At 70.5% G+C, this 25,740-nt stretch carries 26 protein-coding genes; 3 read left to right on the top strand and 23 right to left on the bottom strand.

Going from position 1 to position 25,740, the window contains the following annotated elements; translation table 11 throughout:
* From FPZ12_RS11475 to FPZ12_RS11455, 5 genes are read right to left on the bottom strand one after another with little or no spacing between them, the layout of a single operon-like run.
* Positions 1–807, bottom strand: coding sequence for a carbon-nitrogen family hydrolase (locus tag FPZ12_RS11475; protein ID WP_144757832.1), 807 nt, complete (start codon positions 805–807; stop codon positions 1–3).
* Complete coding sequence (locus tag FPZ12_RS11470; RefSeq protein WP_144757833.1) at positions 804–2,222, bottom strand: MFS transporter; 1,419 nt, start codon at positions 2,220–2,222, stop codon at positions 804–806. Before FPZ12_RS11470 ends, FPZ12_RS11475 begins: the two co-directional genes overlap by 4 nt.
* 48 nt (positions 2,223–2,270) lie before the next feature.
* The gene (locus FPZ12_RS11465) at positions 2,271–3,191 is read right to left on the bottom strand and encodes an ABC transporter substrate-binding protein (protein ID WP_144757834.1); all 921 of its coding nucleotides are present in this window, start codon (positions 3,189–3,191) and stop codon (positions 2,271–2,273) included.
* 14 nt (positions 3,192–3,205) lie between these two features.
* Entirely contained in the window at positions 3,206–4,423 is a 1,218-nt protein-coding gene (locus FPZ12_RS11460) for an FAD-dependent oxidoreductase (RefSeq protein ID WP_144757835.1), read from the bottom strand.
* Between the two features lie 29 nt (positions 4,424–4,452).
* Complete coding sequence (locus tag FPZ12_RS11455; protein WP_144757836.1) at positions 4,453–5,124, bottom strand: GntR family transcriptional regulator; 672 nt, start codon at positions 5,122–5,124, stop codon at positions 4,453–4,455.
* A 679-nt stretch (positions 5,125–5,803) separates the two neighbouring features.
* Between FPZ12_RS11455 and FPZ12_RS11445 the strand changes: the two genes are divergently transcribed.
* Positions 5,804–6,241 carry an ester cyclase gene (locus FPZ12_RS11445; RefSeq protein ID WP_144750074.1) on the top strand — a complete coding sequence of 146 codons (438 nt, stop codon included), beginning with the start codon at positions 5,804–5,806 and terminating at the stop codon, positions 6,239–6,241.
* Between the two features lie 97 nt (positions 6,242–6,338).
* Here FPZ12_RS11445 and FPZ12_RS11440 read toward each other — a convergent pair whose 3' ends face one another.
* The 12 genes from FPZ12_RS11440 to FPZ12_RS11385 are packed head-to-tail and all read right to left on the bottom strand — an operon-like array spanning position 6,339 to position 19,017.
* Positions 6,339–7,328: an NADPH:quinone oxidoreductase family protein gene (locus FPZ12_RS11440; RefSeq protein WP_144750072.1), complete on the bottom strand. Its 990-nt coding sequence runs from the start codon at positions 7,326–7,328 to the stop codon at positions 6,339–6,341.
* 28 nt (positions 7,329–7,356) lie between these two features.
* Entirely contained in the window at positions 7,357–8,484 is a 1,128-nt protein-coding gene (locus FPZ12_RS11435; protein WP_144750070.1) for a CaiB/BaiF CoA transferase family protein, read from the bottom strand.
* The gene (locus FPZ12_RS11430; RefSeq protein ID WP_243769795.1) at positions 8,481–10,148 is read right to left on the bottom strand and encodes an AMP-binding protein; all 1,668 of its coding nucleotides are present in this window, start codon (positions 10,146–10,148) and stop codon (positions 8,481–8,483) included. Before FPZ12_RS11430 ends, FPZ12_RS11435 begins: the two co-directional genes overlap by 4 nt.
* Positions 10,149–10,150: 2 nt before the next feature.
* Complete coding sequence (locus FPZ12_RS11425) at positions 10,151–11,110, bottom strand: acyl-CoA dehydrogenase family protein (RefSeq protein WP_144750066.1); 960 nt, start codon at positions 11,108–11,110, stop codon at positions 10,151–10,153.
* Positions 11,107–11,886 (bottom strand): enoyl-CoA hydratase-related protein, encoded by a 780-nt coding sequence (locus FPZ12_RS11420; RefSeq protein ID WP_144750064.1) that lies wholly within the window; start codon positions 11,884–11,886, stop codon positions 11,107–11,109. Before FPZ12_RS11420 ends, FPZ12_RS11425 begins: the two co-directional genes overlap by 4 nt.
* Positions 11,883–12,749 (bottom strand): 3-hydroxyacyl-CoA dehydrogenase family protein, encoded by an 867-nt coding sequence (locus FPZ12_RS11415; RefSeq protein ID WP_144750062.1) that lies wholly within the window; start codon positions 12,747–12,749, stop codon positions 11,883–11,885. The genes FPZ12_RS11420 and FPZ12_RS11415 overlap by 4 nt, the downstream gene beginning before the upstream one ends.
* A gap of 11 nt (positions 12,750–12,760) precedes the next feature.
* Positions 12,761–13,639 (bottom strand): 3-hydroxyacyl-CoA dehydrogenase family protein, encoded by an 879-nt coding sequence (locus FPZ12_RS11410; protein WP_144750060.1) that lies wholly within the window; start codon positions 13,637–13,639, stop codon positions 12,761–12,763.
* An 18-nt stretch (positions 13,640–13,657) separates the two neighbouring features.
* Positions 13,658–14,410, bottom strand: coding sequence for an SDR family NAD(P)-dependent oxidoreductase (locus FPZ12_RS11405; protein ID WP_144750058.1), 753 nt, complete (start codon positions 14,408–14,410; stop codon positions 13,658–13,660).
* On the bottom strand, positions 14,411–15,631 hold the full coding sequence (locus FPZ12_RS11400) for an acyl-CoA dehydrogenase family protein (RefSeq protein WP_144750056.1): 1,221 nt from the start codon (positions 15,629–15,631) through the stop codon (positions 14,411–14,413).
* Complete coding sequence (locus FPZ12_RS11395; RefSeq protein WP_144750054.1) at positions 15,628–16,410, bottom strand: enoyl-CoA hydratase/isomerase family protein; 783 nt, start codon at positions 16,408–16,410, stop codon at positions 15,628–15,630. Before FPZ12_RS11395 ends, FPZ12_RS11400 begins: the two co-directional genes overlap by 4 nt.
* Positions 16,407–17,633, bottom strand: coding sequence for a CaiB/BaiF CoA transferase family protein (locus FPZ12_RS11390; protein WP_144750052.1), 1,227 nt, complete (start codon positions 17,631–17,633; stop codon positions 16,407–16,409). The genes FPZ12_RS11395 and FPZ12_RS11390 overlap by 4 nt, the downstream gene beginning before the upstream one ends.
* 49 nt (positions 17,634–17,682) lie before the next feature.
* On the bottom strand, positions 17,683–19,017 hold the full coding sequence (locus FPZ12_RS11385) for an MFS transporter (RefSeq protein WP_144750050.1): 1,335 nt from the start codon (positions 19,015–19,017) through the stop codon (positions 17,683–17,685).
* A 238-nt stretch (positions 19,018–19,255) separates the two neighbouring features.
* Here FPZ12_RS11385 and FPZ12_RS11380 point away from each other — a divergent pair, with 238 nt between their 5' ends.
* Positions 19,256–19,996: a FadR/GntR family transcriptional regulator gene (locus tag FPZ12_RS11380; protein WP_144750048.1), complete on the top strand. Its 741-nt coding sequence runs from the start codon at positions 19,256–19,258 to the stop codon at positions 19,994–19,996.
* An 18-nt stretch (positions 19,997–20,014) separates the two neighbouring features.
* On the opposite strand, the gene FPZ12_RS11375 is transcribed toward FPZ12_RS11380, so the two are convergent.
* Both FPZ12_RS11375 and FPZ12_RS11370 read right to left on the bottom strand, forming a co-directional pair.
* Positions 20,015–20,251 carry a cytochrome C assembly family protein gene (locus FPZ12_RS11375; protein WP_144750046.1) on the bottom strand — a complete coding sequence of 79 codons (237 nt, stop codon included), beginning with the start codon at positions 20,249–20,251 and terminating at the stop codon, positions 20,015–20,017.
* Between the two features lie 211 nt (positions 20,252–20,462).
* Positions 20,463–21,134, bottom strand: coding sequence for a VOC family protein (locus tag FPZ12_RS11370; protein ID WP_144750044.1), 672 nt, complete (start codon positions 21,132–21,134; stop codon positions 20,463–20,465).
* A 93-nt stretch (positions 21,135–21,227) separates the two neighbouring features.
* Between FPZ12_RS11370 and FPZ12_RS11365 the strand changes: the two genes are divergently transcribed.
* Positions 21,228–22,025 carry a hypothetical protein gene (locus FPZ12_RS11365; protein WP_144750042.1) on the top strand — a complete coding sequence of 266 codons (798 nt, stop codon included), beginning with the start codon at positions 21,228–21,230 and terminating at the stop codon, positions 22,023–22,025.
* On the opposite strand, the gene FPZ12_RS11360 is transcribed toward FPZ12_RS11365, so the two are convergent.
* Genes FPZ12_RS11360 through FPZ12_RS11345 form a run of 4 tightly spaced genes read right to left on the bottom strand, consistent with a single transcriptional unit; the run spans position 22,020 to position 25,702 of the window.
* Positions 22,020–22,610, bottom strand: coding sequence for a GTP-binding protein (locus FPZ12_RS11360; protein ID WP_144750040.1), 591 nt, complete (start codon positions 22,608–22,610; stop codon positions 22,020–22,022). The two genes, FPZ12_RS11365 and FPZ12_RS11360, sit on opposite strands and share 6 nt — an antisense overlap.
* Complete coding sequence (locus tag FPZ12_RS11355) at positions 22,591–22,965, bottom strand: DUF742 domain-containing protein (RefSeq protein WP_144750038.1); 375 nt, start codon at positions 22,963–22,965, stop codon at positions 22,591–22,593. Before FPZ12_RS11355 ends, FPZ12_RS11360 begins: the two co-directional genes overlap by 20 nt.
* 10 nt (positions 22,966–22,975) lie before the next feature.
* A complete protein-coding gene (locus tag FPZ12_RS11350; RefSeq protein ID WP_144750036.1) occupies positions 22,976–23,410 on the bottom strand; it encodes a roadblock/LC7 domain-containing protein in 435 nt (144 codons plus the stop codon).
* A 27-nt stretch (positions 23,411–23,437) separates the two neighbouring features.
* Positions 23,438–25,702 (bottom strand): sensor histidine kinase, encoded by a 2,265-nt coding sequence (locus tag FPZ12_RS11345; protein ID WP_144750034.1) that lies wholly within the window; start codon positions 25,700–25,702, stop codon positions 23,438–23,440.
* Between the last annotated feature and the right edge of the window lie 38 nt (positions 25,703–25,740).

Below are 25,740 nucleotides of genomic sequence, written 5' to 3'. Positions count from 1 at the left end.
TCACTTCCTCTGTTGTGCCGGTGCGGGAACCGCCCGGCGCCGGTCGGCCAGCACGGGGAACTCGGCGCGAACCTTGTTCACCACCAAGGGATCGACCTCGCAGGTGACAACGCATTCGTCCGTCCCGGCTTCGACGAGCACGGTTCCCCACGGATCGACGACGCGGCTGTGCCCGCCCAGTTCGACCCCGCCCTGCTGAACGCCGGTGGCGTTGCAGGCGATCAGCAGGATCTGTTCCTCGACGGCGCGGCAGGTGGTGAACAGCCGCCAGTGTTCGCGGCGCGCCGCGGGCCAGGCCGCCGGGACGACGACGAGTTCGGCGCCGTGCTCGACCAGATCCCGCCACAGCTCGGGGAAACGCAGGTCGTAGCACGTGGTCGCGCCGACTCCGCCGAACCCGGTCTTCGCCACCTCGACCCGGTCTCCGGGGGTGAGGAGTTCGGCCTCCCGCGAGGCATACCCGAAGACGTGGATCTTGCGGTAGGTGTGCGCGACGGTTCCGTCCGGGGCCACCAGGATCGCGGTGTTGAACAGCCTGCCGGCTTCGTCTCGTTCGATGATGCTGCCGAGGTGCACGTGGGCGCCGAGATTCCGCGCCCACGCGCGGGCCGCCGCGAGCGTCGGCCCGTCGAAAGGCTCGGCCCGCTCGGGATACTCCTCGAAGGCGAAGTAGCCCGCGGCCCACAGTTCGGGCAGCACGACCAGATCCGCTCCGCGAGCCTCGGCCACCATCTCCCCGACTCGCGCCCGGCGTTCGGCGGGCGATTCTTCCGGCGGGCTGGCGACCTGCACGAGGGCGATCTTCATGCCAGCCTCCCCAGCGCGCCGGCGGAGCGGCGGTAGCAGAACCCCAGCCCGGCCCCGACGAGCGCCATGCCAAGGCAGACCGACCAGACCAGGTCGAACCCGGTCAAGGTCGCCCCCGTCCCGGATTCGTGCGCGGTGATGATCGCGCCGATGATCGCCGCGCCGACCGTCGCCCCGAGCGCGAGCGCGAGCTCGTTGACTCCCGCGGCGACGGCGGTGTCCTTCTCCGGAACGCTCTCGACGATCAGCGCGCGCCCGGACGCCTCGTAACAGCCCATCGCGAGCCCCAGCAGCGCGGTCGCGATGAAGTACTCCACGAACGTTTCGTGCCACAGCAGGAAACTTCCGAAACCGAGCGCGATGAGCACGCCGGGCAGCACGACCGTGCGGCGCTCGCCGATCTTGCGCATCAGCGGTGCCACGCACAGCGAAGCGCCGATCGAGAAGAACGCGCGGGCGAGCGAGATGAGCGCGATCACCTGCGGCCCGTATCCCAGCCCGAAACCGGACCGGCCCGGTTTGGCGCCGAGGAAAATGGAGTTCGCCGCGAGGAACCCGATGGTGCAGAAGCTCAGGCAGAACGTGATCGTGGCGACGACGGCGACCGCCGGGTTCGCCAGGATCCGGAGGTCGATCAGCGGGCTCGCGGTCCGCCGCTCGACGAAGATCCACGCGACGAGGGCGGCCACGCCGCCCAGCGCCAGGCCGATGGTCCCGGCGGAGAGCCATCCCCAGCCGGCGCCGAGCGCGAGCGCGCTGACGACACCGACCAGTCCGAGTGCCAGCAGGACGAACGGCACCAGCGCGAACCGCTCACCGGATCCCGGGCCGCCAGGGGGAATCACGAAACTCGCGACCACCGCGAGCGCCGCCACCGGTACCGCCACCCACAGGCCCAGCGTCGCGGAATGCTCGCTCAAGGTGCCCGCGACCAGCCCGCCGACCCCGAGCGCGCCGAGCAGCGTGCCGACGAGCAGACCGACGCCGAAGCGGCGGCGGCCCGGCGCCCGGTACCGCAGGATCCCGATCAGCAGGGGCATGAACCCGACGGCGGCCCCCTGGAACACGACACCGACCGACAACGTGGCCGTGCTCGGCCACACCGACATCAGCAGGGAGCCGATCGCGACCATCGCGATCGCCACCCGCAGGAACCGCCGGTGACCGTAGCTGTCGCCGAGCTTGGCGAGCAGCGGCATCCAGACCGCGGTGGCGAGCCTGGACAGCAGGTAGACCTGGCTCTGCCCGGACGCGGTCATGTGCAGGCTGTGCCCCAGCGACGGCAGCAGCGGGGTCAGATACCCCTGCTGCACTCCGTTCAGCGCCGCGACCACGGCCATCGAGCCGAGCATCGCCCCGAACGGAATACGCGCCGACGTGGTGGGCCCTGCCTGTTGTGCCGATGATGTTTCCATTACATTGCCTCGACTCCGCTGGAAGTGGGGACCGCTCGGAAAGGGTTGTCAGCGCCAGAGATGGCGGAACCGCGGGGTGACGATCCGGTCGTAGGCCGGTGTGGTGGTGAGCAGGTTCGCGCGGCGGCCGAAATCGGCGAGTTCGCGCGCGGAATCCGCCGAGATCTCCGGGTCGTAGAAGGGCGCGTCACGCCGCACGAGTTCGGCGATCATCGAGGTTTCCAGCTCGGGGAACACTCCCGTGGCGGCCTTCGTCGCCTGGTCCGGGTCCTCGCGCAACAGGCGCTGAGCGCGGATGATCGCGCGAGTCACGGCGGCGACGGCCTCCGGCTCGCGTTCGATGGTGTCGTCGGTGACCGCGAGGGCGGGGAAGGTGTAGCCGCGGGATCCGACAGGCCCGTCACCCCTGCGCGCGTCGAGCACCAGCGATCCGGTGCCGCGCCGCACCGCGAGTTCCGCGCCCATGCCGTTGGCCCAGAATCCGTCCACGGCACCGGTTTCCAGTGCTTCGGCGGCGGCCACTCCGAACGACACCCCGGTGCCTTCGGCGGCCGGGACCGGGCCGATGCGGATTCCCCGCTCCTCGACGTCGACGCCGGCCTCGGCGAGCAGGACGCGCAGGCCGAGATCCGGGCCCGGTGCCGCGCCGATCCGGAGGTCACGCAGCGCGCCGAGTTCGCCCCGGCCGATGTTCAGGTCCGAGCGCACGACCAGGAACCAGTACATGTGCTGGGACAACGCGGCGACGAGCTTCACGCCGGACCATTCGGGGAAGGCGTGCATCGGGGCGTGTGCCGCGCCGGCCAGGAAGTCGATCTTCCCGCCGCGCAGCGCGTGAGCCGCGTCGGTGACCGGGAACAGCAGATCCAGTTCGATGTCGACGCCTTCGTCGCGGACCAGGCCCAGTTCGACGGCCGCGATCGCGGGAAAGTACGACGGAGAGATCAGATCGGGAACGGCGATGCGCATGGATGTTCTCCTGGTCAGTCGATGGCCTGTGCCCGCTGGACGCCGTCCAGCAGCGAGGTCCGGCGCAGGAACGCGAGCTGCCGCGTTTCGTCGTCCGCGATGGCACGCAACGCATCGAGACGTTCGCGGCGTTTGGCCGGGTCCTTCTCTTCGAGGCGCTGCTTGTTGTCCACCGTCTGCTGCTGGACGAACTCGATGTTCACCGTCCGCCTGCGCCGTTCGTAGCGGTCGAGCAGCGGCGCACCGGCGTCGTCCCCGGCCTGCTCCAGCGTGCCGACCAGCTCCATGGCGTCGTGGATCCCGCAGTTGAGACCGAGCCCGCCGATCGGGTTGTTCACGTGCGCGGCGTCCCCGGCCAGGAACACCCGGCCCGCGCGGAACCGCTTCGCGACCCGCTGGTGCACGTTGTAGAGGTTGCGGTGCACCAGATCGCCGAGTCCGGCGTCGGGGTGGAGACCCGCCAGGCACTCCTTCGCGGAGGCGTCGGACAGGACCTCCTCGTCGGAGCTGTCCGCGGGCGCGGCGAACACGACCCGCCACCGGCCGCGCAGGTCGTCCCCGGCGACCTTGAACAGGTTCACCCACTGATCCGGGTCGGCGAAATAGCTGCGTTCGCTGCAGCCCATCGCGGCGGCGAAGTCGAACCGCGTGGTCAGCACCGCGAAGCGTTCCGGCCAGGTGTAGCCCTCGAACTCGATGTCCAGCTGCTTGCGCACGGTGCTCCGCCCGCCGTCACAGCCGAGCAGCCAGGAGCCCGTGATGTGCCGCTCCGCCGTGCCGTTCGCGGCGCGCACGGTGACGCCCGTTTCGTCCTGGGAGATCGAATCGACCTGCCAGCCCAGCAGGATTTCCACGTCCGGCAGCTTCCGCAGCCGTTCCAGCGCGATGCGCACGAGCTTGTGCTGCTCGGTCTGCACGACGTACGGGAATTGCGTCACGTCTCGCAGCACGTCGTGATCCATTCGCGCCACGAGCGCGTGGCCGGGCCTGTCCCAGAAGTCGAAGTACCGGCACACCAGCCCCACGGAGAGGAAGTCCGGCATGATCGCCAGGCCGTCGAGGATTTCCAAAGTGGACGGATGGAACGTGGCCGCCCTGGGCGCGGCGTCGAACTCGACCTCGGCATTGCGTTCGACCAAGGTGACCGCGAACCCGCGTCGCGCGGCGGCGAGCGCGGCCACCGCGCCCACCGGGCCCGCGCCGACCACGATGACCCTGCCTCGATTGTGCATAACCCACCTCGTCACTGTCGTCGGGCCATTCACCACAGAGAGCCGCGCTGCTCCGGCTCCCCGCCGGACACGCCCAGCGCGGCCATGGTGCTGCGCAGGTGGGTGATGTGCGCGTCCGCGGCCACGTCGGGATCTCCCGAACGCAGGGCTTCCACGATCGCCGAATGCTCGGACAGCACCACCTCGGCGCGGTTCGCCGAGCTGGCCACCGCGCGCACACCCATCCGGATCTGCCTGTCCCGCAACGATTCGTAGAACTCCGCGAGCACCGGGTTGCCGGCCTGTTCGACGATCGCCCGGTGGAAGGCCCGGTCGCAGACGATGAACGCCATCGGGTCGCCGACCAGGGTCCGCTGCTCGGCCACCAGTTCTTCCAGCCGGGTAAGGAAATCCGGTGACGTGGGAACGACCCGCCGGGCGGACCAGTCCTCCAGCAACGCCCTGGCCTGCAGCACCGCCCGGACATCGGCGTCCGAGATCGGGGGCACGAAGGCGCCTTTCTTCGGCACGATCTGCAGCAGCCCCTCGGTCTCCAACCGCAGCAGCGCCTCGCGCACCGGTGTGCGCGACATCCCGGTCGCCACCGCCACCTCGGACTCGGTCAAAAAGGAGCCCGCGTCCCGCGGCAACGTCCCGATGTGCTGTTTCAGCCACCGGTAGGTCACGTCCTGTGCGCTGCCGCCCACCCGCTCACCACTCATAGGCAACATGTATACATCCTGCCTATCGCGAGGACAAGGCACTTTTCCCGAGAATTGGGGTTCGGGTGAGGCGGGGTTGCGTGAGGCGGGGTTGCGTGAGGCGGGGTTGCGTGAGGCGGGGTTGCGTGAGGCGGGGTTGCGTGAGGCGGGGTTGCGTGAGGCGGGGTTGCGTGAGCCGGGGTTGCGCTCGGCGGTCGGGCTTGCGCTGGGCGGCCGGGGCTACGCGGGTAGAGCGCGCCCGGTGGGCGGGGCCGGGTTCCGGATGGGCCGGGGATGCGTGAGCCGAGGTTGCGTGAGCCGCGGTTGCACTCAGCGGTCGGGCTTACGCTGGGCGGCCGGAGCCACGTGGGTGAAGCGCCCCCGGTGGGCGGGGCCGGGTTCCGGGTGAGCCGGGCTTGCGCTGGGTGGCGCGGCCGGGGCTCGACCGGGCTCGGCTCCGGGTGCGGAATCGCGTCGCGGTTGCGGGAAAAAGCCGTGCCCGTGCTCACGCTTCGACCGAAGACACGCCACCACCCCGGTGGCCGGGCCGGACTCCGGCCATAGCGGCATCTCGCGGTTGTGAGGTCTAACGCCTCTAGACTCGCCTGCCCGCCGGCGTCTCAATTGGACTGTCGCGGTCGTGTTCCTCCGGTGGTGCGAGAGACCGGTGCGATCGCGCTGTACGAAGAAGGAGACAGTCGTGACCCCAGACGAGCGCCGGGAATCCCTGCGCCGGTTCATGGACCAGGCATGGAACAACGGCCACACCGAGGCGTGCGACGAGCTGTACGCCGCGCATTGTTCCTTCCACGACCCGAGCTTCCCCGTGGACGGCGTCGCCGGCATGAAACAGCAGATCGAGCAGCTGCGGCACGCGCAGCCCGATCTGCACATGGATATCCATGACATTCTCGTCGACGGTGACCTGACCGCGGCCAGATGGACACTCGCGGGCACCGCCCGCAACGAGTTCCGCGGCCTGCCCGCCACCGGCAAAACCTATGTGATGAGCGGCATGAGCTGCGACAAGTGGGATGGTGACCGCGTCGTCGAGGAGTGGGTCAACTACGACCTGCTCGGCTCCCTGCGGCAACTCGGCATCATCCCGGAAACCGCCGTTCCGCAGTCCACGACCTGAACCAGGAGGCACGAGTTCGCGGAGCGCCCGTTGACCGTGCGGGGCGGGCCCTGCCAGGCCCGCCCCACCACGACGTCACCGAACCGCGGCCAGGCCGTTACGCGCCTTTGCCGGTGGTGATGACGACCTTCCCGCGCACCCGGCCGTCCTTGACGTACTGCAGCGCGTCCGCGGCCTGCTCCAGCGGGAACGTGGTGTCCACAGTGGCCTTCAGCCTGCCGTCGGCGTGCAGGGCGAACATCTCCGCCATCGTGGAGCGCATCAGTTCCGGCATCCGGTCGCGGTAGTCGCTGCTCTGCAGGCCGACGACACTGATGCTCTTGACCAGCACGTGCCCCGGCTTGATCGGGTTCTGCCCGCCGGACGCGAACCCGACGATCACGATCCGGCCCTCCCAGGCCGTACAGCGGATGATCTGGCTGAGGAAGTCCCCGCCGAGCATCTCCAGCGTGACGTCGACCCCGCGCCCGCCGGTCAGCGCGCGCACGTCGTCGCAAAGAGTGTCCGGAGTGGACGTGAGCACGTGGTCCGCTCCTTGCGCACGGGCCAGTTCCGCCTTCGCCTCGTCCTGCGCCAGCGCGATCACCGTTGCGCCGTAAGCCTTCGCGACCTGGACCCCGGCCGAACCGACGCCACCACCGGCGCCGGTGATCAGCACCGTCTCCCCGGCCTTCAGCTGACCGCGCCGCAGCAGGCCGAAGTACGCGGTGCTGTAGACGAGGCCGAACGCCGCGGCCTCCTCGTACGACATCGTGTCCGGCAGCTCCATCACGAGTTCCTCGGGCACGCGCAGCTGTTCGGCGTACCCGCCGTACTCGACGAGCGTGAGTACCCTGTCCCCCACCGAAAGCCGCCGCACGCCTTCGCCGACGGCGAGCACGCGGCCCGCCGCTTCCTTGCCCGGGCTGAACGGCCGCGGCGGCAGGTTCTGGTAGGTCCCCTCCACCACGAGGATGTCCGGGAAGTTCACGCTGACCGCGGCCACCTCCACGATCACCTCACCGGGCCCTGGCACGAGATCGGGCACTTCCTCGACCACCAGCGCGGAAGCGGGGGCACCGAATTCCTTGACGAGCGCGGCACGCACGAAAAACTCTCCTCTCGGGAAAAACCGGTTAGCGCCAGAGGCCGCCGACGTCGGCGGGCAGCGGATCCAGCGACGGATACCCCACGGCACCCGGAGTTCCGCGCAGGGCCGGGTCGAGCGGGCTGCGCAGCGTGCCGACGTCGAAACCGGGGCCGGTGAGGCGTTCCGGGCGGTCGGGCTCGACGAGACCCGCGTCCACCGCTTCGTCCCAAGTGGACACCACGGTGGCGCACACGTCCTCACCGTCGAAGACCTTGCGCCAGTATTCGGCGGGGTGCGCGCCGATGCGCTCGGCGACCGCGGCGATCACCACGTCCTCCTGCCCCTCGTCGTCGACCAGCCGGGCGGGAAGGCCGATCAGCACGGCCAGGCGCTCCCAGAACTTCCGCTCCAGCGCGCCGACCGCGACGTGCCGACCGTCCGAAGTGGAATAGATGCGGTAGCGCGGGCTGCCGCCGGTGAGCTGTTCCCGGCCCGGGCGCGGCCATTCGCCGCTGCCCTGGTGCGCCGCGAAATACCCGTACGCGAGCACCTGGAGGTTGTGCGCCATCGAGATGTCCAGCCTGCTGCCCCTTCCGGTGAGATCGCGCTGCCGCAAGGCCAGCAGGATGTTCAGCACCGCCGGGTAGCTGCCACCGGCGATGTCCGCCAGCACCGACACCGGCAGCTGCGGAGCGCCGGTGCCGTCGGTGACCACGCCCAGCAGCCCGGATTCGGCGAGATAGTTCAGATCGTGCCCTGCCCGCGCGGTGTGCGGGCCGGTCTGCCCGTAACCGGTGATCGAGCAGTACACGATTTTCGGGTTGCGGGCCCGGACCTGGTCGTAGCCGAGGCCGAGCCGGTCCGCGACGCCGGGGCGGAACTGTTCCATCACCACGTCGGCGCTCGCCGCGAGGTCGAGCACCCGGTCGCGGTCGGCCGGGTCCTTGAGATCGGCCGCGAACGCCCGCTTGCCCCGGTTCAGCACCGCGTAGTTCGCGCTCGCCTCGCCCAGTTTCGGGACGTACGAACGCATTTCGTCACCGTGGCCGGGTCGTTCGATCTTGATCACGTCGGCGCCGGCCTCGGCGAGGAACAGGGTGCCGAGCGGGCCCGGCAGCAGCGTGGACAGGTCCAGCACGCGGATGCCGTCCAGCGGGCGGATGTCGGTCGTCATGCCGGGCCTTCCGGTGCGGACGCGACGAGCTCACGCAGCTTGAACTTCTGGATCTTCCCGCTCTGCGTCACCGGGAGTTCGTCGAGCAGCACGAGCTTTTCGGGCAGGTAGTGCTTGGAGAGCCCGTGCGCGAGGAGGTACTCGCACAGCCCCGCCAAATCCGGTTTCGCGCCTTCGCGGACCACCAGCACGGCGCAGGCCCGCTCGCCGAGACGCTCGTCGGGGTAGGCGACCACGGCGGCGTTGAGCACGTCGGGGTGGTCGAACAGGATCGTCTCCACGTCGGTGACCGGGATGTTCTCGCCGCCGCGGATGATGATGTCCTTGCTGCGCCCGCGCAGCGACAGCCAGCCGTGCTCGTCGAGGCTCGCGGTGTCCCCGGTGCGGAACCACATCCCGGGCAGGAACGCCTCGTCCGTCGCGTCAGGACGGTCGTAGTAGCCGAGCACCATGCCCGGGCTCTTCATCAGCAGTTCGCCGGTGACCCCGGGCGGCACGTCCCGGCCGTGGTCGTCGACGATCCGGGCGGCCGAACCGGCGACGACCGACCCGTCGGTGAGCTGGATGGCGTCCGGCTCGGCCGGCGTGGCCGAGCTGGTGATCCCGCATTCGGTCATGCCCCACGCCGGGGCGATGTAGGCGCCGAACGCCTCGCCCGCCTTGGCGGGCAACGTCCTCGGCACCGACGAGCCCGCGATCACCAGGCATTCCAGCGGGCAGGCCGGATCGCCGACGAGATCGGTGCGCATCATGTCCTGCAGGAACGTGGGCGCGCCGAAGAACGTGGTGATGCCCTCCTCGCGGATCACCTCGACGCCCCAGCGTGGCTCCCACCTGTCGACGTACACGCCGGTTCCGGCGAGGTAGACGGTGAACAGCACGCCCCACACCCAGCCGGTGTGATGCCCGATCGGGGAGGCGACGAGCTGGACCATCGGGTCCCCGCAGGTGCCGGGGCCGAGGTGGTCCGCAAGCGCTTTCGCGTCGTAGAGCAGCGTGTCGTGGGTGTGCATCGCGCCCTTGGGCTCGCCCGTGGTGCCCGAGGTGAACCCGAGGTAGCAGAGCGATCCCGGGTGGGGCGGCTCGAACTCGCGCACGGGCACCCCGGCCAGCGAGTCCCACGAGACTTCGCCGGCATGCGGTTCCGCGTCGCCGAGCACGATCACCGTCTCCAGATGCGGCAACTCGGCGCGCAGGTTTCGCGACAGCGCGAGGTGGTCGGTGCTGCGCCAGGAACTCGGGATGACGAGGACCTTCGCCTTGCTGCGGCGCAGGATCGCGGCGGCCTGCCGTTCGCCGTAGGCGACCGGGATGCCGGCGTAGATCGCGCCGAGTTCGTTGATGCCGAACAACAGGGCGGCGTACTCGATCCAGTTCGGCAGCATCAGCGCCACCGCGTCGCCCCGGCCCACGCCGAGGCTCGCCAGCGCGGACGCCGCGTGGCGCGCGGCGGCGTCGAACTCACGGTAGGTCTGGCGTACCACGGGTTTCCCGGTGCGATGGCCGACCAAGGCGGTGCGCTCCGGATGCTCGGCCGCGACGTCGGCGAGCACCGAGCGGACGGTGCGGTTCTGCCACATCCCCGACGCGCGGAAGGCGTCCGCCTCGGCGTCGGTGAGCGGGGTGTGCTGGCCGCCGAGCAGTTCGGCGAGTGGGGTGCCCATGCTCATCCTTTCCCGGAGCCGGCCAGTTCGGACGCCCCTGCCCGGCGGGCGCCGGCCGTGTCGCTCGCCGCACGCAGCGACACCGCGTCACGCAGGAGGCGTTCGGCGGGATACTCGGTGAGATAGCCGTAGCCGCCGTGGGACTGCAGGGCTTTCGCCGCCACGTCGATCGCCGACTCGCACGCGGTGTCGAGCACCGCCGCCGCCTGCCACGGCGTGGAGTCCGCGCTCCGCAGAACCTGGCGCAGCAACACCGCCGCAGCGCCCGATGAGCCGAGCAGCGAGTCACGCACTGTCGGCAGTGCCGTCAACGCGGCGCCGAACTGCCTGCGTCCCGCGCTGTAGTCGAGCGCGGCTTCGCTTGCGGCGTCGGCGATTCCGGCCGCCACCGCGGCGGCGCCCAGCCAGAGCCGGACCTTCGCGGCGTCGACGTCACCGGTCAGCGCGATGCCCTCGCCGCGCGGCTCGATCACGCGCGTCAAGGCGCCGCCCAAACCGGTGTGACGCACGGCGCGGTACTCCAGCGCCGCCGGTTCGTACAGCCGGGCGCCACCGTCGTCGAGCACGATGACGTGCGGCCGCTCCCCTGCCGCGTCCACGCGTTCGCCGCGCGTCACGGCGATCGCGACCTCACCGGCGTGGATACGTTCGCGCAGTTCAGGATGCTCGGTCAGCAACTCGGCGGCGGCGTGCGCCTGCACGGCCGCCCAGGCGAGCGCGGCCCAGCCCCGGCCGAGCCGCGCGAACGCCGCGGCGGTGAGCGCGCCGTCCGCGCCGCCACCGCCCAGCGCCTCGGGCACGCCCAGCGTCCACACTCCCAGCCCGGCCAGCCGGGCCCTCAGCGCCGCCACGTCGGCCGGCCGCTCGTCAGCCAGCGCACTGTCCACATCGGACATCAGCGCGTCCAGCATCCCGGCGAGGTCGGCCTGCTCCCCGGTCAGCGGCGGGGTGTTGCGGCTCATTTCCAGAACCTGTCGGGGTCGGGCTTGCGCTTCTCACCGAACGACGCGCTGACCTCCTGCGCTTCCTGCGTGGTCAGGTACACGGTCAGCAGCTGGTCGTGCGCCATCCGGGCCTGGCCGGAGACACCGTTGTGCTTGCCGGAGAACGCGGCCTTGAGGCCCCCGATCGCCATCGGGCTGCGGCTGGCGATCTCGCGCGCGACCTCGTCCGCCCTGGCGCGCAGCCGGTCGGCGGGGACGACCTCGTTGGCCAGCCCCATCGCCAGCGCCTGCTCGGCGGTGTATTTGCGGTTGAGGTACCACATCTCCTTGGCGCGCTTACGGCCGATGGTGTCCTCGAGATACCAGCTGCCGTAGCCCGCGTCGAAACTGCCCACCATCGGGCCGACCTGCCGGAACACGGCGTTCTCGGCGGCGATCGTCAGATCGCACACCGTGTGCAGCACGTTGCCGCCGCCGACCGCGAACCCGTTGACCGCCGCGATGACCGGCTTCGGGATGGTGTCGATCGCCTGGTAGACGTCGATGATCGGCAGCACCTGCGACTGGTCGAGCGAGGTGGCGTGATCGTGTTCGCCGCCGATGCAGAAGAACTTCTCGCCCGCCCCGGTGAGCACGGCCACGCGCAGGGCGGGGTCGACCCGGAAGCGCTGCAGCGCGTCGGAGAGCTCCAGGCACGTTTCGTGCCGGAACTTGTTGCCGTTCTCCGGCCGGTTGAGCGTGATGGTGAGGACCGGGCCGTCCCGGTCGACGAGGATGTCGGTGTAGCTCGTCACTGAGCGTTTTCCTTCCCTGTGCGGAATCCCTGCCCGTTCTTGGCGCCGAGATGGCCGGCGGCCACCATCTGCCGCAGCAGCGGCGGCGGCGCGAAGCGCGGGTCGAGGGTGGCGTCGTACGCGCTGCGCGTGGCGTGCTCGTGCACGTCGAGCCCGATCAGGTCGAGCAGTTCGAGCGGGCCGAGTTTGTAGCCGAGCCCGAGCTTGAGCGCGGTGTCGATGTCCTCGGCCGTGGCCAGCTCGTGGTCGTACTCGGTGATCACGTCGTTGAGGTACGGGATCAGCAGGTGGTTCACCAGGAACCCGGGCCGGTCCTTCACCACGACCGGGTCCTTCGCGATGGCCTCAGCGAACGCGGCCAGCCTGTCGATGGTGGCCGGCGCGGTCTGCAGCGCGCGCACCACCTCGACCACCTTCATCACCGGCGCGGGGTTGAAGAAGTGCAGGCCAGCGAAGCGTTCCGGGTTCGGGACCGCGCCGGCGAGGTCGGTCACCGACAGCGCCGAGGTGTTGGTGACGATGAGCGCTTCGGCGGAAACCACGGCCGCCACGCGGGAAAGCAGCTCCCGTTTGACGTCGGGCCGTTCGGTGACGGCCTCGATCACGAGATCGCTGCCCGCCAGCCCGGCCACGTCGGTGACCGGCCGGACACGGGCGAGCAGCTCGTCCCGCCCGGCCTCGGTGAGCTTGCCGCGCCGCACGCCACCGTCCACAAAGGAGCGAAGGTGCGCGAGCCCGGCGTCGATCCGGTCCTGGCCCGTTTCGAGCACGGTGACCGGACGGCCGGAGGCGGCGACGGTCTGCGCGATCCCGGCGCCCATGGTGCCGAAACCGAGCACCGCCACGTTGTGGATGTCGGACATGGAGGGCCTCCTCAAGAGCCGAACAGGCGGGTGTCGTCGTAGGTGTAGAAGCCGCGCCCGGTCTTGCGCCCGAGGTCACCGGCGGAGACCATCCGGTCGACCATCGGCGGCGGGAAGAACCTGGGGTCGCGCAGCTGTTCATACAGCCGGGTCGCGACCTGCTGGTGGATGTCCATGCCCACGACGTCGAGCAGTTTGAACGGGCCCATCGGGTGCCCCAGCGCGCCGGTCACCGCGGCGTCGATGGATTCCTTCGTGCCCAGGCCGTTTTCCAGCGCCTGGATGCAGCTGTTCTCCCACGGGATCAGGAACCGGTTGACGATGAACCCCGGCCGGTCCTTGGTGACCACCGAGGTCTTCCCCAGCGAGCCGAGGAACTCGATCGTCGCCTGGTGCGCCCAGCTCGCGGTGTGCCGGCCGTCGGCCACCTCGACCAGCTTCATCAGCGGCGCCGGGTTGCAGTAGTGCGTGCCCACGACCCGCCCCGGGAGCTTCGAGCCCGAGGCGATCCCGGTGACCGACAGCGTGGAAGTGTTGGTGTGGAACAGGGTTTCCTCGCCGACGATGCCGTCCAGCTCCCCGAAGAGCGTCTTCTTCGCGGCCAGGTCCTCGAAGATCGCCTCGACCACCACCCCGGCGCCCGCGAGGTCCTTCAGTTCGGTGGTGCCCTCGATGCGGGCCGACGCGGCGGCGGCCTCGTCCTCGGTGAGCTTGCCGAGTTTCGCGCTCTTGGCGAGGAAACCCCGCACGGTGGAAACCCCGCGCTCGACGCGGTCGTCGGCGAGGTCGTGGAGGAGGGTCCGGTAGCCGGCCCGGACCATCACGGTGGCGATGCCGGAACCCATGGTCCCCGCACCGAGCACCGCGACGGTGCGTTCCTGCGCAGTCACGTCGTTGTCTCCGTTCTGTCAGCGGATGGTCTGGCCGCCGTCGAGCACGAGGTACTCGCCGGTCATGAAGTCCGATTCGGGCCCGGCGAGCAGGAGCAGCCAGGGTTTGATCTCGCCCGGCTCGCCCATCCGCCGCGCCGGGATCGCGCGCAGCACCTTGTCCATGACCGCGTCGTCGGCGCGCATGCCGGCGTTGAGGTCGGTGGCGAAGTAGCCCGGGGCGATCGCGTTGACCTGGATGCCGTGGCGGGACCATTCGACGGCCATCGAGCGGGTGAAGGCGAGGACCCCGGCCTTGGACGCGGAATAGGCCGCGTGATTCGCCACGCCCTGCAGGGCGAAGTTCGAGGCGATGGTGATGACCTTGCCCGATTTCTGTGCCACGAGATGCTTGCCGGCCGCGCGGGTCGCGAGGTAGACCCCGCGCAGGTTGGTCGCGATCACCCTGTCCCACTCCTCGGGCTCCTGCTCCAGCAGGGGCGTGGTGGCGACGATCCCGGAGTTGTTCACCAGGATGTCGACCCGGCCGAACCGCTCCACCGTCGCCTCGACCATCGCCTCGACGGCCGCCGCGTCGGTGATGTCGGTCGGGCACGCCAGCGCTTCGCGGCCCGCTTTCTCTTGCTCGGCAACGAAAGCGTCCAGTTCCTTCGCCGTCCGCGAGGCGACGGTCACCCGCGCGCCGGCTTCCGCGAGCGCCTCGGCCATCGCGCGGCCGAGCCCGCGTCCCGCCCCCGTGACGATGGCGACTTTGCCTGCCAGGGAAGTCATCTACCGTTCTCCTGCCTTCCGTGCGGTGTCGCGGGCGATGAGCAGCCGCTGCACCTCGTTGGTGCCGTCGTAGATCTGGGTGACCTTCGCGTCGCGCAGGCACCGCTCCACGCCCAGTTCGGTCAGGTCCCCGTACGGGCCGAGGACGCGCGTCGCCTCGCGCGCGGCGTCGAAACCGAGGTCGGTGCAGGTCTGTTTCATGATCCCGATCTGCCCGGCGTTCGGGCTGCTGGAGCGGTCCACCTCGCGGGCGACGCTGAGCAGCAACAGCCTGCCCTGCAACACCTTTCCGCGCAGAGTGGCCAGCGCGAACGCCGCCTCGTCCGGCAGCTTCGCGCCGTGGATGCGCGTGAGCACCCGCAACGCCCGCCCGTAGGCGGCGCGGGCGAGCCCGACGCCCTGCGCGGCGGCGCTGATCCGGGACTTGATCACGGAGTTCATCACGACCTGCCAGCCGCCGCCCTCCTCGCCGAGCCGGTGATCCGCCGGGATCCGCACGCCGTCGAAGAACAGCTCGGCCGTGCTGGACCCGTGCATGCCCAGCTTGCTCAGCGGCCGACCGCGCTCCAGCCCGGCCCACTGTCCATTCAGGACGAACGCGGTGACGCCCTTGCGGCCCAGCGACCGGTCCACGGTGGCGAAGCAGATGATCACGCCGGCCTTGTCGCCGGTGGTGATGAACGTCTTCGACCCGCTGAGCGAGTACCCGTCGTCGGTCGGCGTCGCGACGGAGCGCAGGCTCGCCACGTCGCTGCCCGCGCCCGGTTCGGTGATGCCCAGCGCGCCGTACGCCGTTCCCGCGAGCAGGCCGGGGATGTAGCGCTCGGCCAGCGCCCCGGTGCCCGCGATCAGGATCGGGTACGCCGCGTGCATCTGGGTCATGTAGACGAGGCTCGTCGCGGCGCAGCCCGCGGTGATCTCCTCCATCGCCGCGGCGTAGGCGACGTTGGTGTCCCCGGTGCCGCCGAGGTGCTTCGGGAAGATCAGCCCGGCCAGGCCCGCGGAAGCCAGCGCCTGGTAACTGTCGTGGACGAACGCGTGGGTGCGGTCGGCCTCCGCCGCACGGGGCGCGACCTCGTGCGCGACGACGTCCCGCACCCGCGCGCGTACCTCGCGCTCGCGTTCGTCGAGCAGCGCGTCGGCGGCCGACTCGTCGAGGCTCTCGTGATGCGCGAGGTACGCCTTCGGGTCGACGTCGATGTCGAGCGGCGCGGTGTTCATGCGAGGTCTCCGAACTCCGGGGCGCGCTTGCCCTTGAACGCGGCCACGCCCTCATCGGACTCGGTACCGCCGATGGCCAGCGCGGCCAGCCCGGTCTCCAGCGCCAGCCCGGCGTCGAGCGGCATGTCCTGGCCGCGATCCACGGCTTCCAGGATGGCGCGGCACGCCCCCGGCCCCTTCGCGGCGATCGTGTTCGCGACCTCCAGCGCCGCCGGTAGCAGCTCGCCGGGTTCGACCGGCGGCAGCACGGCCAGGCCCAGCTGGTACGCGCGCTCGGCGTCGATCCGGCTGCCGGTCAGCATCACGTGCCGGGCCACGTGGGGCCCGGTCACCCGCGCGAGCCGCTGGGTGCCGCCGTACCCGGGGATCAGGCCGAGGCCAGCCTCGGGCAACCCGAACGACGCCTTGCGCGACACGACCGCGAACGAGCAGGCCAGCACGAGTTCGAACCCGCCGCCGAGTGCCAGCCCGTTCACCGCCGCGAGCACCGGGACCGGGCTCCGCTCGATCCGGCGGATCACCTCCTGCCCGGCGCGCATCACCGGATGCGCGGCCTCGGCGTCCAGCGTGGCCAGCTCGTCGAGGTCCGCGCCCGCGCTGAACGCCTTTTCGCCCGTGCCGGTCAGCACGATCGCCCGCGCCTTCCCGGCGAGCGTGCCGATCTCCTCGCCGAGCCGCCGTAGCAAGGCGGCATTGAGTGCATTGTGGACGGACGGCCGGTCGATCCGCACCACCGCCACGGCGCCGTGCTCCTCGACGGCGACGAACTCTTCGCTCACCTCGCACCCTCCTGCACGGCACCCTCCGCGATGAGCGTGTCGATGTCTTCGTCGGTGAATCCGTGTTCTCCCAGCACCTCGCGGGTGTGCGCGCCGAGCGCCGGGAACGCGGTGTTGCGCGGCCGCGGGATGGAGCCGAAGCGGAACGGGCTGTGCACGCTGTGCAGCGCCCCGCCGGTGCCCGGCACCGGGAGCAGCGCCCCGCGCGCGACCACCTGCGGATCTTCGACCACTTCGGACAGCCCTTGCACGAGGGAGCACGGGATTCCCGCTTCACCGAGTATCTTCTGCCATTCGGCGGCGGTGCGCCCGGCGAGCTTTTCCGTCACCGCGGCGACGAGCCGCTCCCGGTGCACCCGGCGCCCGGCGTTGTCCGCCAGCTCCGGATCCGCGCCCAGTTCCGGGGTTCCGATCACGTCGCAGAACCGCCGCCAAATCGGGTCGTTGCCGATGGCGATGGCGAGATCCCGGTCCGCCGTGGCGAACGACTGGTACACCGCAAGCACCGAATCGGTACCGCCGCTGGGCGCCGGCTCGGGCTCGCCGGCCAGGTAGGCCGCGATCCGCGGCGCCATCACGGCGAGGTCGGAGTCCAGCAGGGACACGTCGATCAGCTCGCCATCGCCGTGTTCCCGCTGGCGCACCACCGCGGCGCTGACCGCCAGCGCCGCGCACATCCCGGTGACCACATCGGACAGTGCCGAGGAAACCCGTTGCGGCGAACCGCCTTTCGGGCCCGTGACCGACATGATCCCGGACCGGGCCTGCGCGGCGAGGTCGTAGCCCGGCAGCGCGCTGTCCGGCCCGTCGAGCCCGAAGCCCGACATCGCGCAGTAGATCAGCCGCGGGGACTCCGCGCGCACCGTCTCGTGGTCGATGCCGAGCGAAGCGAGCTTGCCCGGGTTCAGGTTCTCCATGAACACGTCGGCCTCGCCGATGAGCCGCCGCAGGGTGCGCAGCCCGCGCGGGTCCCGCAGGTTGATCACCACCGAGCGCTTGTTGCGGTTCGCCGAGGCGAACCAGGCCGAGGTGTCCCGGACGAACGGCGGACCCCACGACCGGGCGTCGTCACCGGCGCCCGGCCGCTCGACCTTGATCACGTCCGCGCCGAGGTCGGCCAGGTACATCGAGGCCGTCGGGCCCGCGTAGGAGGTCGTCATGTCGACGACCTTCAACCCTGCCAGCGGCCCCCCGGCGGAGCCGCCCTGATCCTGGTGGTTCATCTGCACGCCTTCATAATGTTGGACATTAGCCTCAGGGTCAAGGTCGGGCTCAGGTGGCGTGCGTCGTATCCCGCGCGATCCCGGCGTCATCGAGGCCGGCGATGTCGTCCCGGTAGGACTCCCTCGCCAGGTAGACGGCCACGAACGTCAGCACGCCACCGAGCACGATGTACAGCGAAAGCGACCACGCGCCACCGGCCCACGAGTACAGGGCCGCGGCGACGAAGGGAACCGGACCGCTCATGATCATGCCGCCGACCTGGTAGCCGATCGCCGAACCGCTGTAGCGCAACCGGGTCTCGAACAACTCCGGCACGAAGCTGGCCAACACGGAGTAGGTCAGCGTGTGCGCGATCGGCAGGGCGATCACCATCGCCAGCAGGATCGCGATCGTGCTGCCGGTGTCGATCAGCCAGAAGAACGGGAATCCTTCCAGCACCGTGAGCACGCAGCCCACGAGCAGCACGGGCCGCCGCCCGTACTTGTCGGCCAGCATGGCGGCGGCGGGGATGGTGAAGATCTGGATCAGCGAGGCCACGCACACCGCCAGCAGCACCGTCCCCCTGGTGACGCCGGGCTGCTGGGAACCGTAGCTCAGCGCGAAGACCGTGGCCAGGTAGAACGGGATGTTGGCCGCCGCCATGGAAAAGATCGCGATCAGGATCGCCTTCCACGACTTCCGGATCACCTCGCCGGCGGGGAACTTCGCCTGTTCCCCCTTGTCCTGCACGGAGGCGAACGCGGGTGACTCGGAGATCCGCAGCCGGATGTAGAGGCCGAGCGCCACCAGCACCACGCTGACCAGGAACGGGAGCCGCCAGCCCCAGGTCCGCATCGCGTCCGCCGGAAGCTGCTCGACGAGGTAGAACAGCGCGGTCGCCAGCACCAGGCCCGCCGGAACACCGCATTGCGGCCAGCTGCCGTAGAAGGCGCGTTTGCCCGGCGGGGCGTGCTCGACGGCCATCAGCACGGCGCCGCTCCACTCACCGCCGATCGCGACGCCCTGCAGCAATCGCGAGAGCACCAGCAGCAGCGGCGCGCCGATGCCGATCTGGCCATACGTCGGCAGCACTCCGACCATCGCGGTGCCAACGCCCATCAGGACGAGGCTGAGCACCAGCATCTTCTTGCGCCCCAGCCGGTCCCCCCAGTGTCCGAAAAGGACACCGCCGAGCGGGCGGGCGGCGAAGGCCACGCCGAACGTGGCGAAACTGGCGAGCGTTCCGGCCAGCGGATCGAGCGCGGGGAAGAAGATCTTGTTGAAGATCAGGGCCGAAGCCGTGCCGAAGATGAAGAAGTCGAAGAACTCGATGACGGTGCCGATGAAACTCGCGAAAGCGATCTTCCCGATGGACACCGATGGAGCCGGGGCCTGCGTAGCCATGCTTTCTCCTGGGTTTGCCCGCGCCCGGAAGCGACGCGTCGTTGCGATGGGAGTGACCGTAGGTCAGAAGGTCCGCTTGTTCAAGGTCCAACTTTTGACAATGCCTCGGAAAGCGGCGCGGGGAGGCCCGTCCACCGGCGCGGCGGGTTGGACAAGCACGGGCGTCGCGTGGCATTGTCGGACAATGAACCGCTATACTCGCGCGGTTCACGTCTTGAGCGGTAGGTAGGTGACGCAGGTGGCAGAGCTCCGCGATGCTCAGCAGGCCAGGGTGATCGGCCAGAAAGTGCTCCGGCCGCGTGAGCAGGTCGAGGAACGGATCCGGGTGGCGATCCTGTCCGGCGAGCTGAAGTCCGGGGACCTGCTCCCGCCCGAGGCCGAGCTGGCGCGGCAGTTCAACGTCAGCCGCACCACCGTGCGGGAGGCGCTGCGGTCGCTGACCACCCAGCGGCTGATCTACAAGGTGCCCGGCTCCCGCGGCGGGAACTTCGTCCAGCTCGTCGACCACACCTCGCTCGGGTCCGCCGTCATCGACAGCGTGCACAACCTGCTGACCCTGGGCAGCATCGATTTCACCGAGGTCGCCGAGGTGCGGCAGCACCTGGAGGTCCCGGCCGTCCGGCTCGCCGCGGCCAACCGCACCGCCGAAGACCTCGAGCGGCTGCGGGACATCGTGCAGCGGCAGAAGACCGCCTCCGTCGACGATCCGGAAGTGCCCAAGCTCGACGAGCAGTTCCATTCGCTGATCGCGCAGGCCTCGGGCAACCGCGTGCTGGCGTCACTGGTTTCCGCGCTGCACCACGAAACCGAGCCGGTGCACTACCTGGACCTCTCCCCCGAGGTCGGCCGCACCACGGTCCGCCAGCACAAGGCGATCGTGGACGCCATCGCCGAGCGGAACCCCGACGCCGCGGAGAGCGCGATCGTCAAGCACCTCACGTACCTGCGCAAGCACCTCGTGGCGCACGCGAAGGCGTAGGGCCGCGGCCCTACGGCCTCAGGCCGATTCCGCCCACACGGCGCCGCAGCTGACGGCGAACAGCGGGAACCCGATGATCGTGGCACGGTAGGCGATCCGGTACCGCGTCTCGCGTTGCGGCGGTTCCGCTTGCGGTCGCAGGGATCCGGCGAGGTAGAGGATGCTCGCGACGCCGGGCAAGACGAGCACGCCGGTGATGGCGGTGGTGGTGACGTGGATGACGAGCCATGCGGCAGCGGCCACGAGCGTGATCACCGTGCCGTACTCGTAGAGGTTGCGGGGGCGCGACCGTCTTCCGCTACCTCGGCCGGGCGCTGACGGACGGTTCACCCGCAACGGACGCGCTGTTCGACGAGGCCTGCGCCGCAAACCCTGACGCGCCTTTCGGAGACGGCGGGCGGACAGCCGCCGCCGAAGGCCGCGATCCGGCGAACCTTCCCATCGCGCCGTACGGAGACGGGCCCCACTACAGCCCAGCCGGGTCCCGGCGCAGCGTGACCTCGTGCCCGGACTCAGTGCGCACCGTGATCGCGTGCACGCCCGGCTTGCCGGGCACGACCTCTAGTGGCAGCCGGTCGAAGAGTTCGGCGCCGATGTGCTCCCGCAGTTCCGCGGCGTCGGCACCGATCTCCAGCCGGGTCACGCCCGCCCCGCGCTCGCCGTGCTCCGCCGCACCACGATCCGGGTTCGTGCCCGGATCCTCCCGGTAGAACCAGTTCGGCAGCCCCCGGCGCCAGCACGCGTCGAACACGCGGTCCGAGCCGGGCGCGGTGATGATGAGGCGCTGGGTGCCGTCGGCCTGGACGCGCCCCGGAACCCGCGACACCTCGCCACCGAGCCGCTCCGCGACCGCGGTCAGCTCGTCGATCGTCTCGGCGCGCAAGCACCAGAACATCCACCGGTCGCCGTCCGCGACGACCCGGTCGAACCAGGCCGCCGCCTCGTTCCGCTCGGCCGCGGGGGCCGTCACCGCCTCGACCTCCAGATAGACGTCCTCGCCGAGCGGGAAGATCGTGTTCCCGATGCTGCCGGCCAGGACTCCACCGTCGTAGTAGGCGAGCCCCGTCTCCTCGTGCACTCGCCGCACGCCGTCGGCAAGATCGCGGACACCGAGGCAGAGGTGATCAAGATGAAACATGGCCCGAGCCTAGTCAAACCAAGATCGCCGCCCCGGGCCGATCAACCAGCGTGCCCGGGACCGGTCCCGGCCGCGCGGTCCTATAGTCCGGACGTGGGCGCGAACGAGGTGGACACGACCTGGGTGGCGGCGCTCTCCCGGCACCTGAACGAGAAACGCTACGCCGACCGCGACAACTGGGACCTCGGCAAACAGCTGCTGCAAGGCCAGCCGGACTGGGTCGACGCCGCCCGCGCGGTGTTCGACCGCCGGGAGCAGGCCCAGGGCATCATGACTGAATTGCGGCAGTTCACCATTTCCGTCGCCCTGCATTCCCTCGACACGACAATTCTCGGCATGCCCGCCATCGGCTCGGGCGAATACGCCGAGGGCTACCTGCGTGGACTGCGGGCCTGCCGGATCGAGCTGTCCCACCACCTCCGACGCCCACCCGCTCCCCGGCCGGACGCCCTCGATCTCTTGGATCGGCTACGGAGCCCCATGCCCCCGCCACCGGCGATCCCGGTGGTGCGCGACCACATGCACGACGTCCTGGAACGAGCGCGGCCCGCCTGGACGGCGGAAGAACGCGCGGCGGCCGCCTGGGAACTCGGCAGGTACCTGGTGCGTTTCGCCACGACAGCACTCAAAGAAGCGCGCCGCGACCTCACATCCCTGCACCGCCGAGGCGGACAACTGCTCGACGCGCTCAACGCGCCCGGCGAGCTGCACGTCACGGAATCGTTCACCAGCAAGGAACTCGCCGACCGGCTCCGCTCGTTCGCCGCCACCGTGCGCCAGGACGCGACACCGGGCCGGACGTTCGCCGCGGGTTTCTCCGTCGCCTCCGAACACGTCGCCCGCATGTCCGAACAACGGGCCACGGACCCGCGATTCCCCCGCGGCTCATGAGTCCTTTGTCGACATTCGACGGACGCGTTCCACCAGGGCGATCAGCACGTCCTTCGCCGAGGATTTGTCCCTCGCGTCGCACAGCATGACGGGCGTGCCTTCGTCGAGATCGAGCGCGGTGGTGACGTGCTCGACCCGGTACCGGCGGGCACCGGCGAAGCAGTTCACCGCTATGACGAACGGAATTCCGCGGCTTTCGAAGTAGTCGACCGCCGGGAAACAGCTTTCGAGGCGGCGCGGGTCGGCGACGACGACGGCTCCGAGCGCGCCATGGGCGATGTCGTCCCAGAAGAACCAGAACCGGTCCTGGCCCGGCGTGCCGAACAGGTACAGCGCGAGCCGCTCGTCGAAGGTGATGCGGCCGAAGTCCAGCGCGACCGTGGTGGTCGTCTTGGTCTCGACGCCACTGGCATCGTCCACGGCCACGCCGGCCTCGGTGAGCAGTTCCTCCGTGCGCAGCGGGGGAATCTCGCTGACGGCGCCGACCATCGTGGTCTTGCCGGCGCCGAACCCGCCCGCGATGAGGATCTTCAAGGCGACGAAGGGCCGCGCGGCGGCGCGGCGCTCAGAGCGCACGGAGTCCATCGAGCACTTCCCTCAGTATGTGGTCGTCGCGAATCCGGCCGGGCTGCCCGGGCCGCACGATCCGGACGTGCCCGCCGCGCTGCAGGTCGGCCAGCAGCACCCGGGTGACGTTGAGCGGAAGGTTCGCCCTGGCACAGAGTTCGGCGACCGACAGGAGCGAATCACGGCACAGGGTGAGCAGGGTCGCCTGCTCGGGGCTCAGCGTCAGGTCGTTGTCGGGATCGGTGGTGCCGCACACGAGCGCGATCACGTCCAGGAACTCGCCTGCCGGCCGCGCCCGCCCCTTCGTCAGCGCGTACAACCGGACCAGAGGACCGGAGTCGTCGCCGTACCACTGGTCCGCGGGCCGGTTCATCTCGCCTCTTTCACGGTCCGGTCCGCTCCGCGGCCACGGGGCCGCCGGTCCCGCGGGGAGCGGTGTACAGGTGCTCCCCGACCTGTGTGACGAGGCGTGCCATCTCGTAGGCGACCAGGCCGATGTCGGTGCCGGCCTCGGTGAACACCGCGAGGCAGGTGCCCCCGCCCGCGGCGATCACGAACAGGAAACCCTCGGCCAGCTCGACCATCGTCTGGCGGACCGGCCCCGCCCTGAACTGCCGTCCTGCACCCTTGGCCAGGCTGTTCAGCGCCGACGCCACCGCTGCCAGGTGCTCGCTCTCCTCCCGCCTCATGCCGGTGGACGTGGCCATGGCCAGCCCGTCGTCGGACAGCAGCAGCGCGTGCCGGACGCGCGGAGCGTTGCCCACCAACTCGTCCAGGAGCCAGTACAGCTCTTGGCTGCTTTCGGTGGCCTCCACCATCAGATCTCTCCTTGCCTCGATGCGGCCTCAGCTGTTGCGCCCACGGAGAAATCCCTGTTGCAGGGCGGACATCGTCGCGCGGGCCTGCTCGGGCGAGGCGACCGGCGGCGCCGTCTCCTCGTCCCCGGGATTTCGCAGGCCCGGCGCGAGACTGGCCTGTCTCGTGCGTCGCGGCAGGCCGCCGGTCGCGTCGTCGGCGAAAACCGGTTCGCCGGCCGGCACCGCCGGCAGCCGCCGGTCCGGGGGCACGGGGTCGCGCGCGGGAATCATGGCCGGCCGCCGCGAAACCTGCGCCCGGGTGGCGAGTGCGGCGCGGGGCGTGGAGAAAGTGCCGGTGTGCGGGGAAAACTCGTCGTGCCGCGACAGCAGGGAGTTGGCCAGGAGCACCACCGCGGAGGTACCGCCGTAGGCCGATCGCCGCAGGGTCACCGTGATCCCCTGGCGCTGGGCGAGCCTGCTGATGACGAAAAACCCGAGCTGGTCGCTGTCGAACAGCTCGAGCTGGTGCGCTTCGGCGAGGCGGATGTTGGCCTGCGCCAGGCTTTCCGGGCTCAGGCCGAGGCCGCGGTCCTCGATCTCGATGACGAACCCGGTGCCGACCTGCTCGCCGTGCACGAGCACGGTGGTGGTGGGCGGGGAGAACGAGGTGGCGTTTTCGACGAGTTCGGCGAGCAGGTGCCGCAGGTCGGCGACGGCGGCGCCCTGCACGGACACGTCGGCCATCCGCCGGACCTCCACCCGATGGAACTGCTCGACCTCCGCCACCGCGGCGCGGGCCACGGTCATCAGCGGCACGGCCTGGCTCCACACCTGTCCCGCGGTGGCGCCCGACATGATGATCAGGCCCTCCGCGTGCCGCCGCATGCGCGCCGCGAGGTGGTCGAGGCGGAACAGGTCTTCGAGATCGTCGGCCGCGTCGGTGCGCCGCTCCATTTCGTCCAGCAGGCTGAGCTGGCGGTGCAACAGGGTTTGGCTGCGCCGCGCGAGCGTGACGAACACGCCCGACACCCCGGTGAGCAGCTCCGCCCGTTCCGCGGCGGCGTTGAGCGCGGAGCGCCGCACGGCGTTCAGCGCGTCGCCGACCTGGCCGATCTCGCCGTCCGCCGACGTCACCAGCGGCACGTCCGAATCGACGTCGATCTTCTCGCCCGCGCGCAGCCGCCGCATCGCCCCCGGCAGCGTGCGGTTCGCGAGTTCGAGCGCGGAATCCCGCAACCCCACCAGTTCGACCACAAGACCGCGGCCGATCCGGACCGAAATCACCAGCGCCAGCAGCACGGCCAGGAGGCCGAGCAGCACGATCACGGCGCCCCGCGTCAGCGCTGATTCGGCTGCTGCGGCGGCGTCGGCACCCGCCGCGGTTTCCAGGCCGGACCGGACGGTGGCGAGCCGGGTCAGGACGGGGTCGAGCGCGGACGCCCACTGACCGGAGGCGATCGCCGAAGCCGTGTCGCGGCCCGAAATGTCGCCCGCCACGGTGTCCTGCACCGCGGACAGTGACCGGTACTCCTCGCTGCCGAGCAGCTGCCGGTACGCGGTCAGATGCGGCTCCGGGAGGTCGGCGAGCGCGGCCGCGCTGAGCGTCCGCTGGCCGCCCAGCGCATCGATGAACACTCGGTACGCCCCGGCGTTCAACCGCCCGCCGGCCTGGGAGGTCAGCACCGCGTCCTGGCGGGCCAGCATCTCACCGACCTGCGAGAGCGACAACGCCGTGCGCGCGGACGCCTCGTTCTGGATCTGCCGCAGGGCGCTCTCGACCGCGAAGGTGTCGCGGATCGCCGCCGAATAGGCTTCGAACGCGGCGGGCCAATCCTGACGCCGGTCGGCGATGGCGGCCTGGGCCGTCCGCAGCCCGGCGACGTCGTCGATGACCGCGCTGAGCCTCGAGTCCACTTCGGGCGCCAGGCCCGGGATGTCGGCGGCCACCGGTGCCAGCCCGTCGCGCAGAGCGGAAAGCGCTTTCTCGGTCTGCTCGTGACGGGCTCCGAGGCCGGCCTGATCGGCGTCGCCCGGCCGCGACAGGAACCGGGAAACGGTGGCCCGTTCGTCCTGCAGGCTGCTCACCAGCGCGCTCACCGGGCCGGACAATCCGGTGTCGAGTTTCTCCAGCTGCTGCGAAGTCCACGCCTGCTGGACGGTTTGGACGGTCACCAGCGCCCACAGCACCATCAGCGATACGACCGGGACCATGAGCAGCGCGACGATCTTCGCGCGCACGGGTTTCGGGCGCAACCGGCCGGCGATCGCCGACGGCCGGAGGCCGGCCCCTGGCAGCCCATCACGCAGCGACATGCCTTCTCCTACGGGAAAATGGAACAGTTCGGGCGGCC

The organism is Amycolatopsis acidicola (genome assembly GCF_007713735.2).
Classification (GTDB): Bacteria; Actinomycetota; Actinomycetes; order Mycobacteriales; family Pseudonocardiaceae; genus Amycolatopsis_E; species Amycolatopsis_E acidicola.
The sequence above is the reverse complement of the archived record's forward strand: the minus strand, read 5'-3'. Positions and strand labels throughout refer to the sequence as shown.

Coding starts and splice junctions, on each gene's coding strand:
- FPZ12_RS11475 (WP_144757832.1), bottom strand. CDS start 807: ATGAAGATCGCCCTCGTGCAGGTCGCCAGCCCGCCGGAAGAATCGCCC.
- FPZ12_RS11470 (WP_144757833.1), bottom strand. CDS start 2,222: ATGGAAACATCATCGGCACAACAGGCAGGGCCCACCACGTCGGCGCGT.
- FPZ12_RS11465 (WP_144757834.1), bottom strand. CDS start 3,191: ATGCGCATCGCCGTTCCCGATCTGATCTCTCCGTCGTACTTTCCCGCG.
- FPZ12_RS11460 (WP_144757835.1), bottom strand. CDS start 4,423: ATGCACAATCGAGGCAGGGTCATCGTGGTCGGCGCGGGCCCGGTGGGC.
- FPZ12_RS11455 (WP_144757836.1), bottom strand. CDS start 5,124: ATGAGTGGTGAGCGGGTGGGCGGCAGCGCACAGGACGTGACCTACCGG.
- FPZ12_RS11435 (WP_144750070.1), bottom strand. CDS start 8,484: ATGACGACCGACATCCGCCCGCTGGACGGCATCCGCGTGCTGGACCTG.
- FPZ12_RS11430 (WP_243769795.1), bottom strand. CDS start 10,148: ATGGGCACCCCACTCGCCGAACTGCTCGGCGGCCAGCACACCCCGCTC.
- FPZ12_RS11425 (WP_144750066.1), bottom strand. CDS start 11,110: ATGAGCCGCAACACCCCGCCGCTGACCGGGGAGCAGGCCGACCTCGCC.
- FPZ12_RS11415 (WP_144750062.1), bottom strand. CDS start 12,749: ATGTCCGACATCCACAACGTGGCGGTGCTCGGTTTCGGCACCATGGGC.
- FPZ12_RS11405 (WP_144750058.1), bottom strand. CDS start 14,410: ATGACTTCCCTGGCAGGCAAAGTCGCCATCGTCACGGGGGCGGGACGC.
- FPZ12_RS11400 (WP_144750056.1), bottom strand. CDS start 15,631: ATGAACACCGCGCCGCTCGACATCGACGTCGACCCGAAGGCGTACCTC.
- FPZ12_RS11390 (WP_144750052.1), bottom strand. CDS start 17,633: ATGAACCACCAGGATCAGGGCGGCTCCGCCGGGGGGCCGCTGGCAGGG.
- FPZ12_RS11385 (WP_144750050.1), bottom strand. CDS start 19,017: ATGGCTACGCAGGCCCCGGCTCCATCGGTGTCCATCGGGAAGATCGCT.
- FPZ12_RS11370 (WP_144750044.1), bottom strand. CDS start 21,134: ATGTTTCATCTTGATCACCTCTGCCTCGGTGTCCGCGATCTTGCCGAC.
- FPZ12_RS11360 (WP_144750040.1), bottom strand. CDS start 22,610: ATGGACTCCGTGCGCTCTGAGCGCCGCGCCGCCGCGCGGCCCTTCGTC.
- FPZ12_RS11355 (WP_144750038.1), bottom strand. CDS start 22,965: ATGAACCGGCCCGCGGACCAGTGGTACGGCGACGACTCCGGTCCTCTG.
- FPZ12_RS11350 (WP_144750036.1), bottom strand. CDS start 23,410: ATGGTGGAGGCCACCGAAAGCAGCCAAGAGCTGTACTGGCTCCTGGAC.
- FPZ12_RS11345 (WP_144750034.1), bottom strand. CDS start 25,702: ATGTCGCTGCGTGATGGGCTGCCAGGGGCCGGCCTCCGGCCGTCGGCG.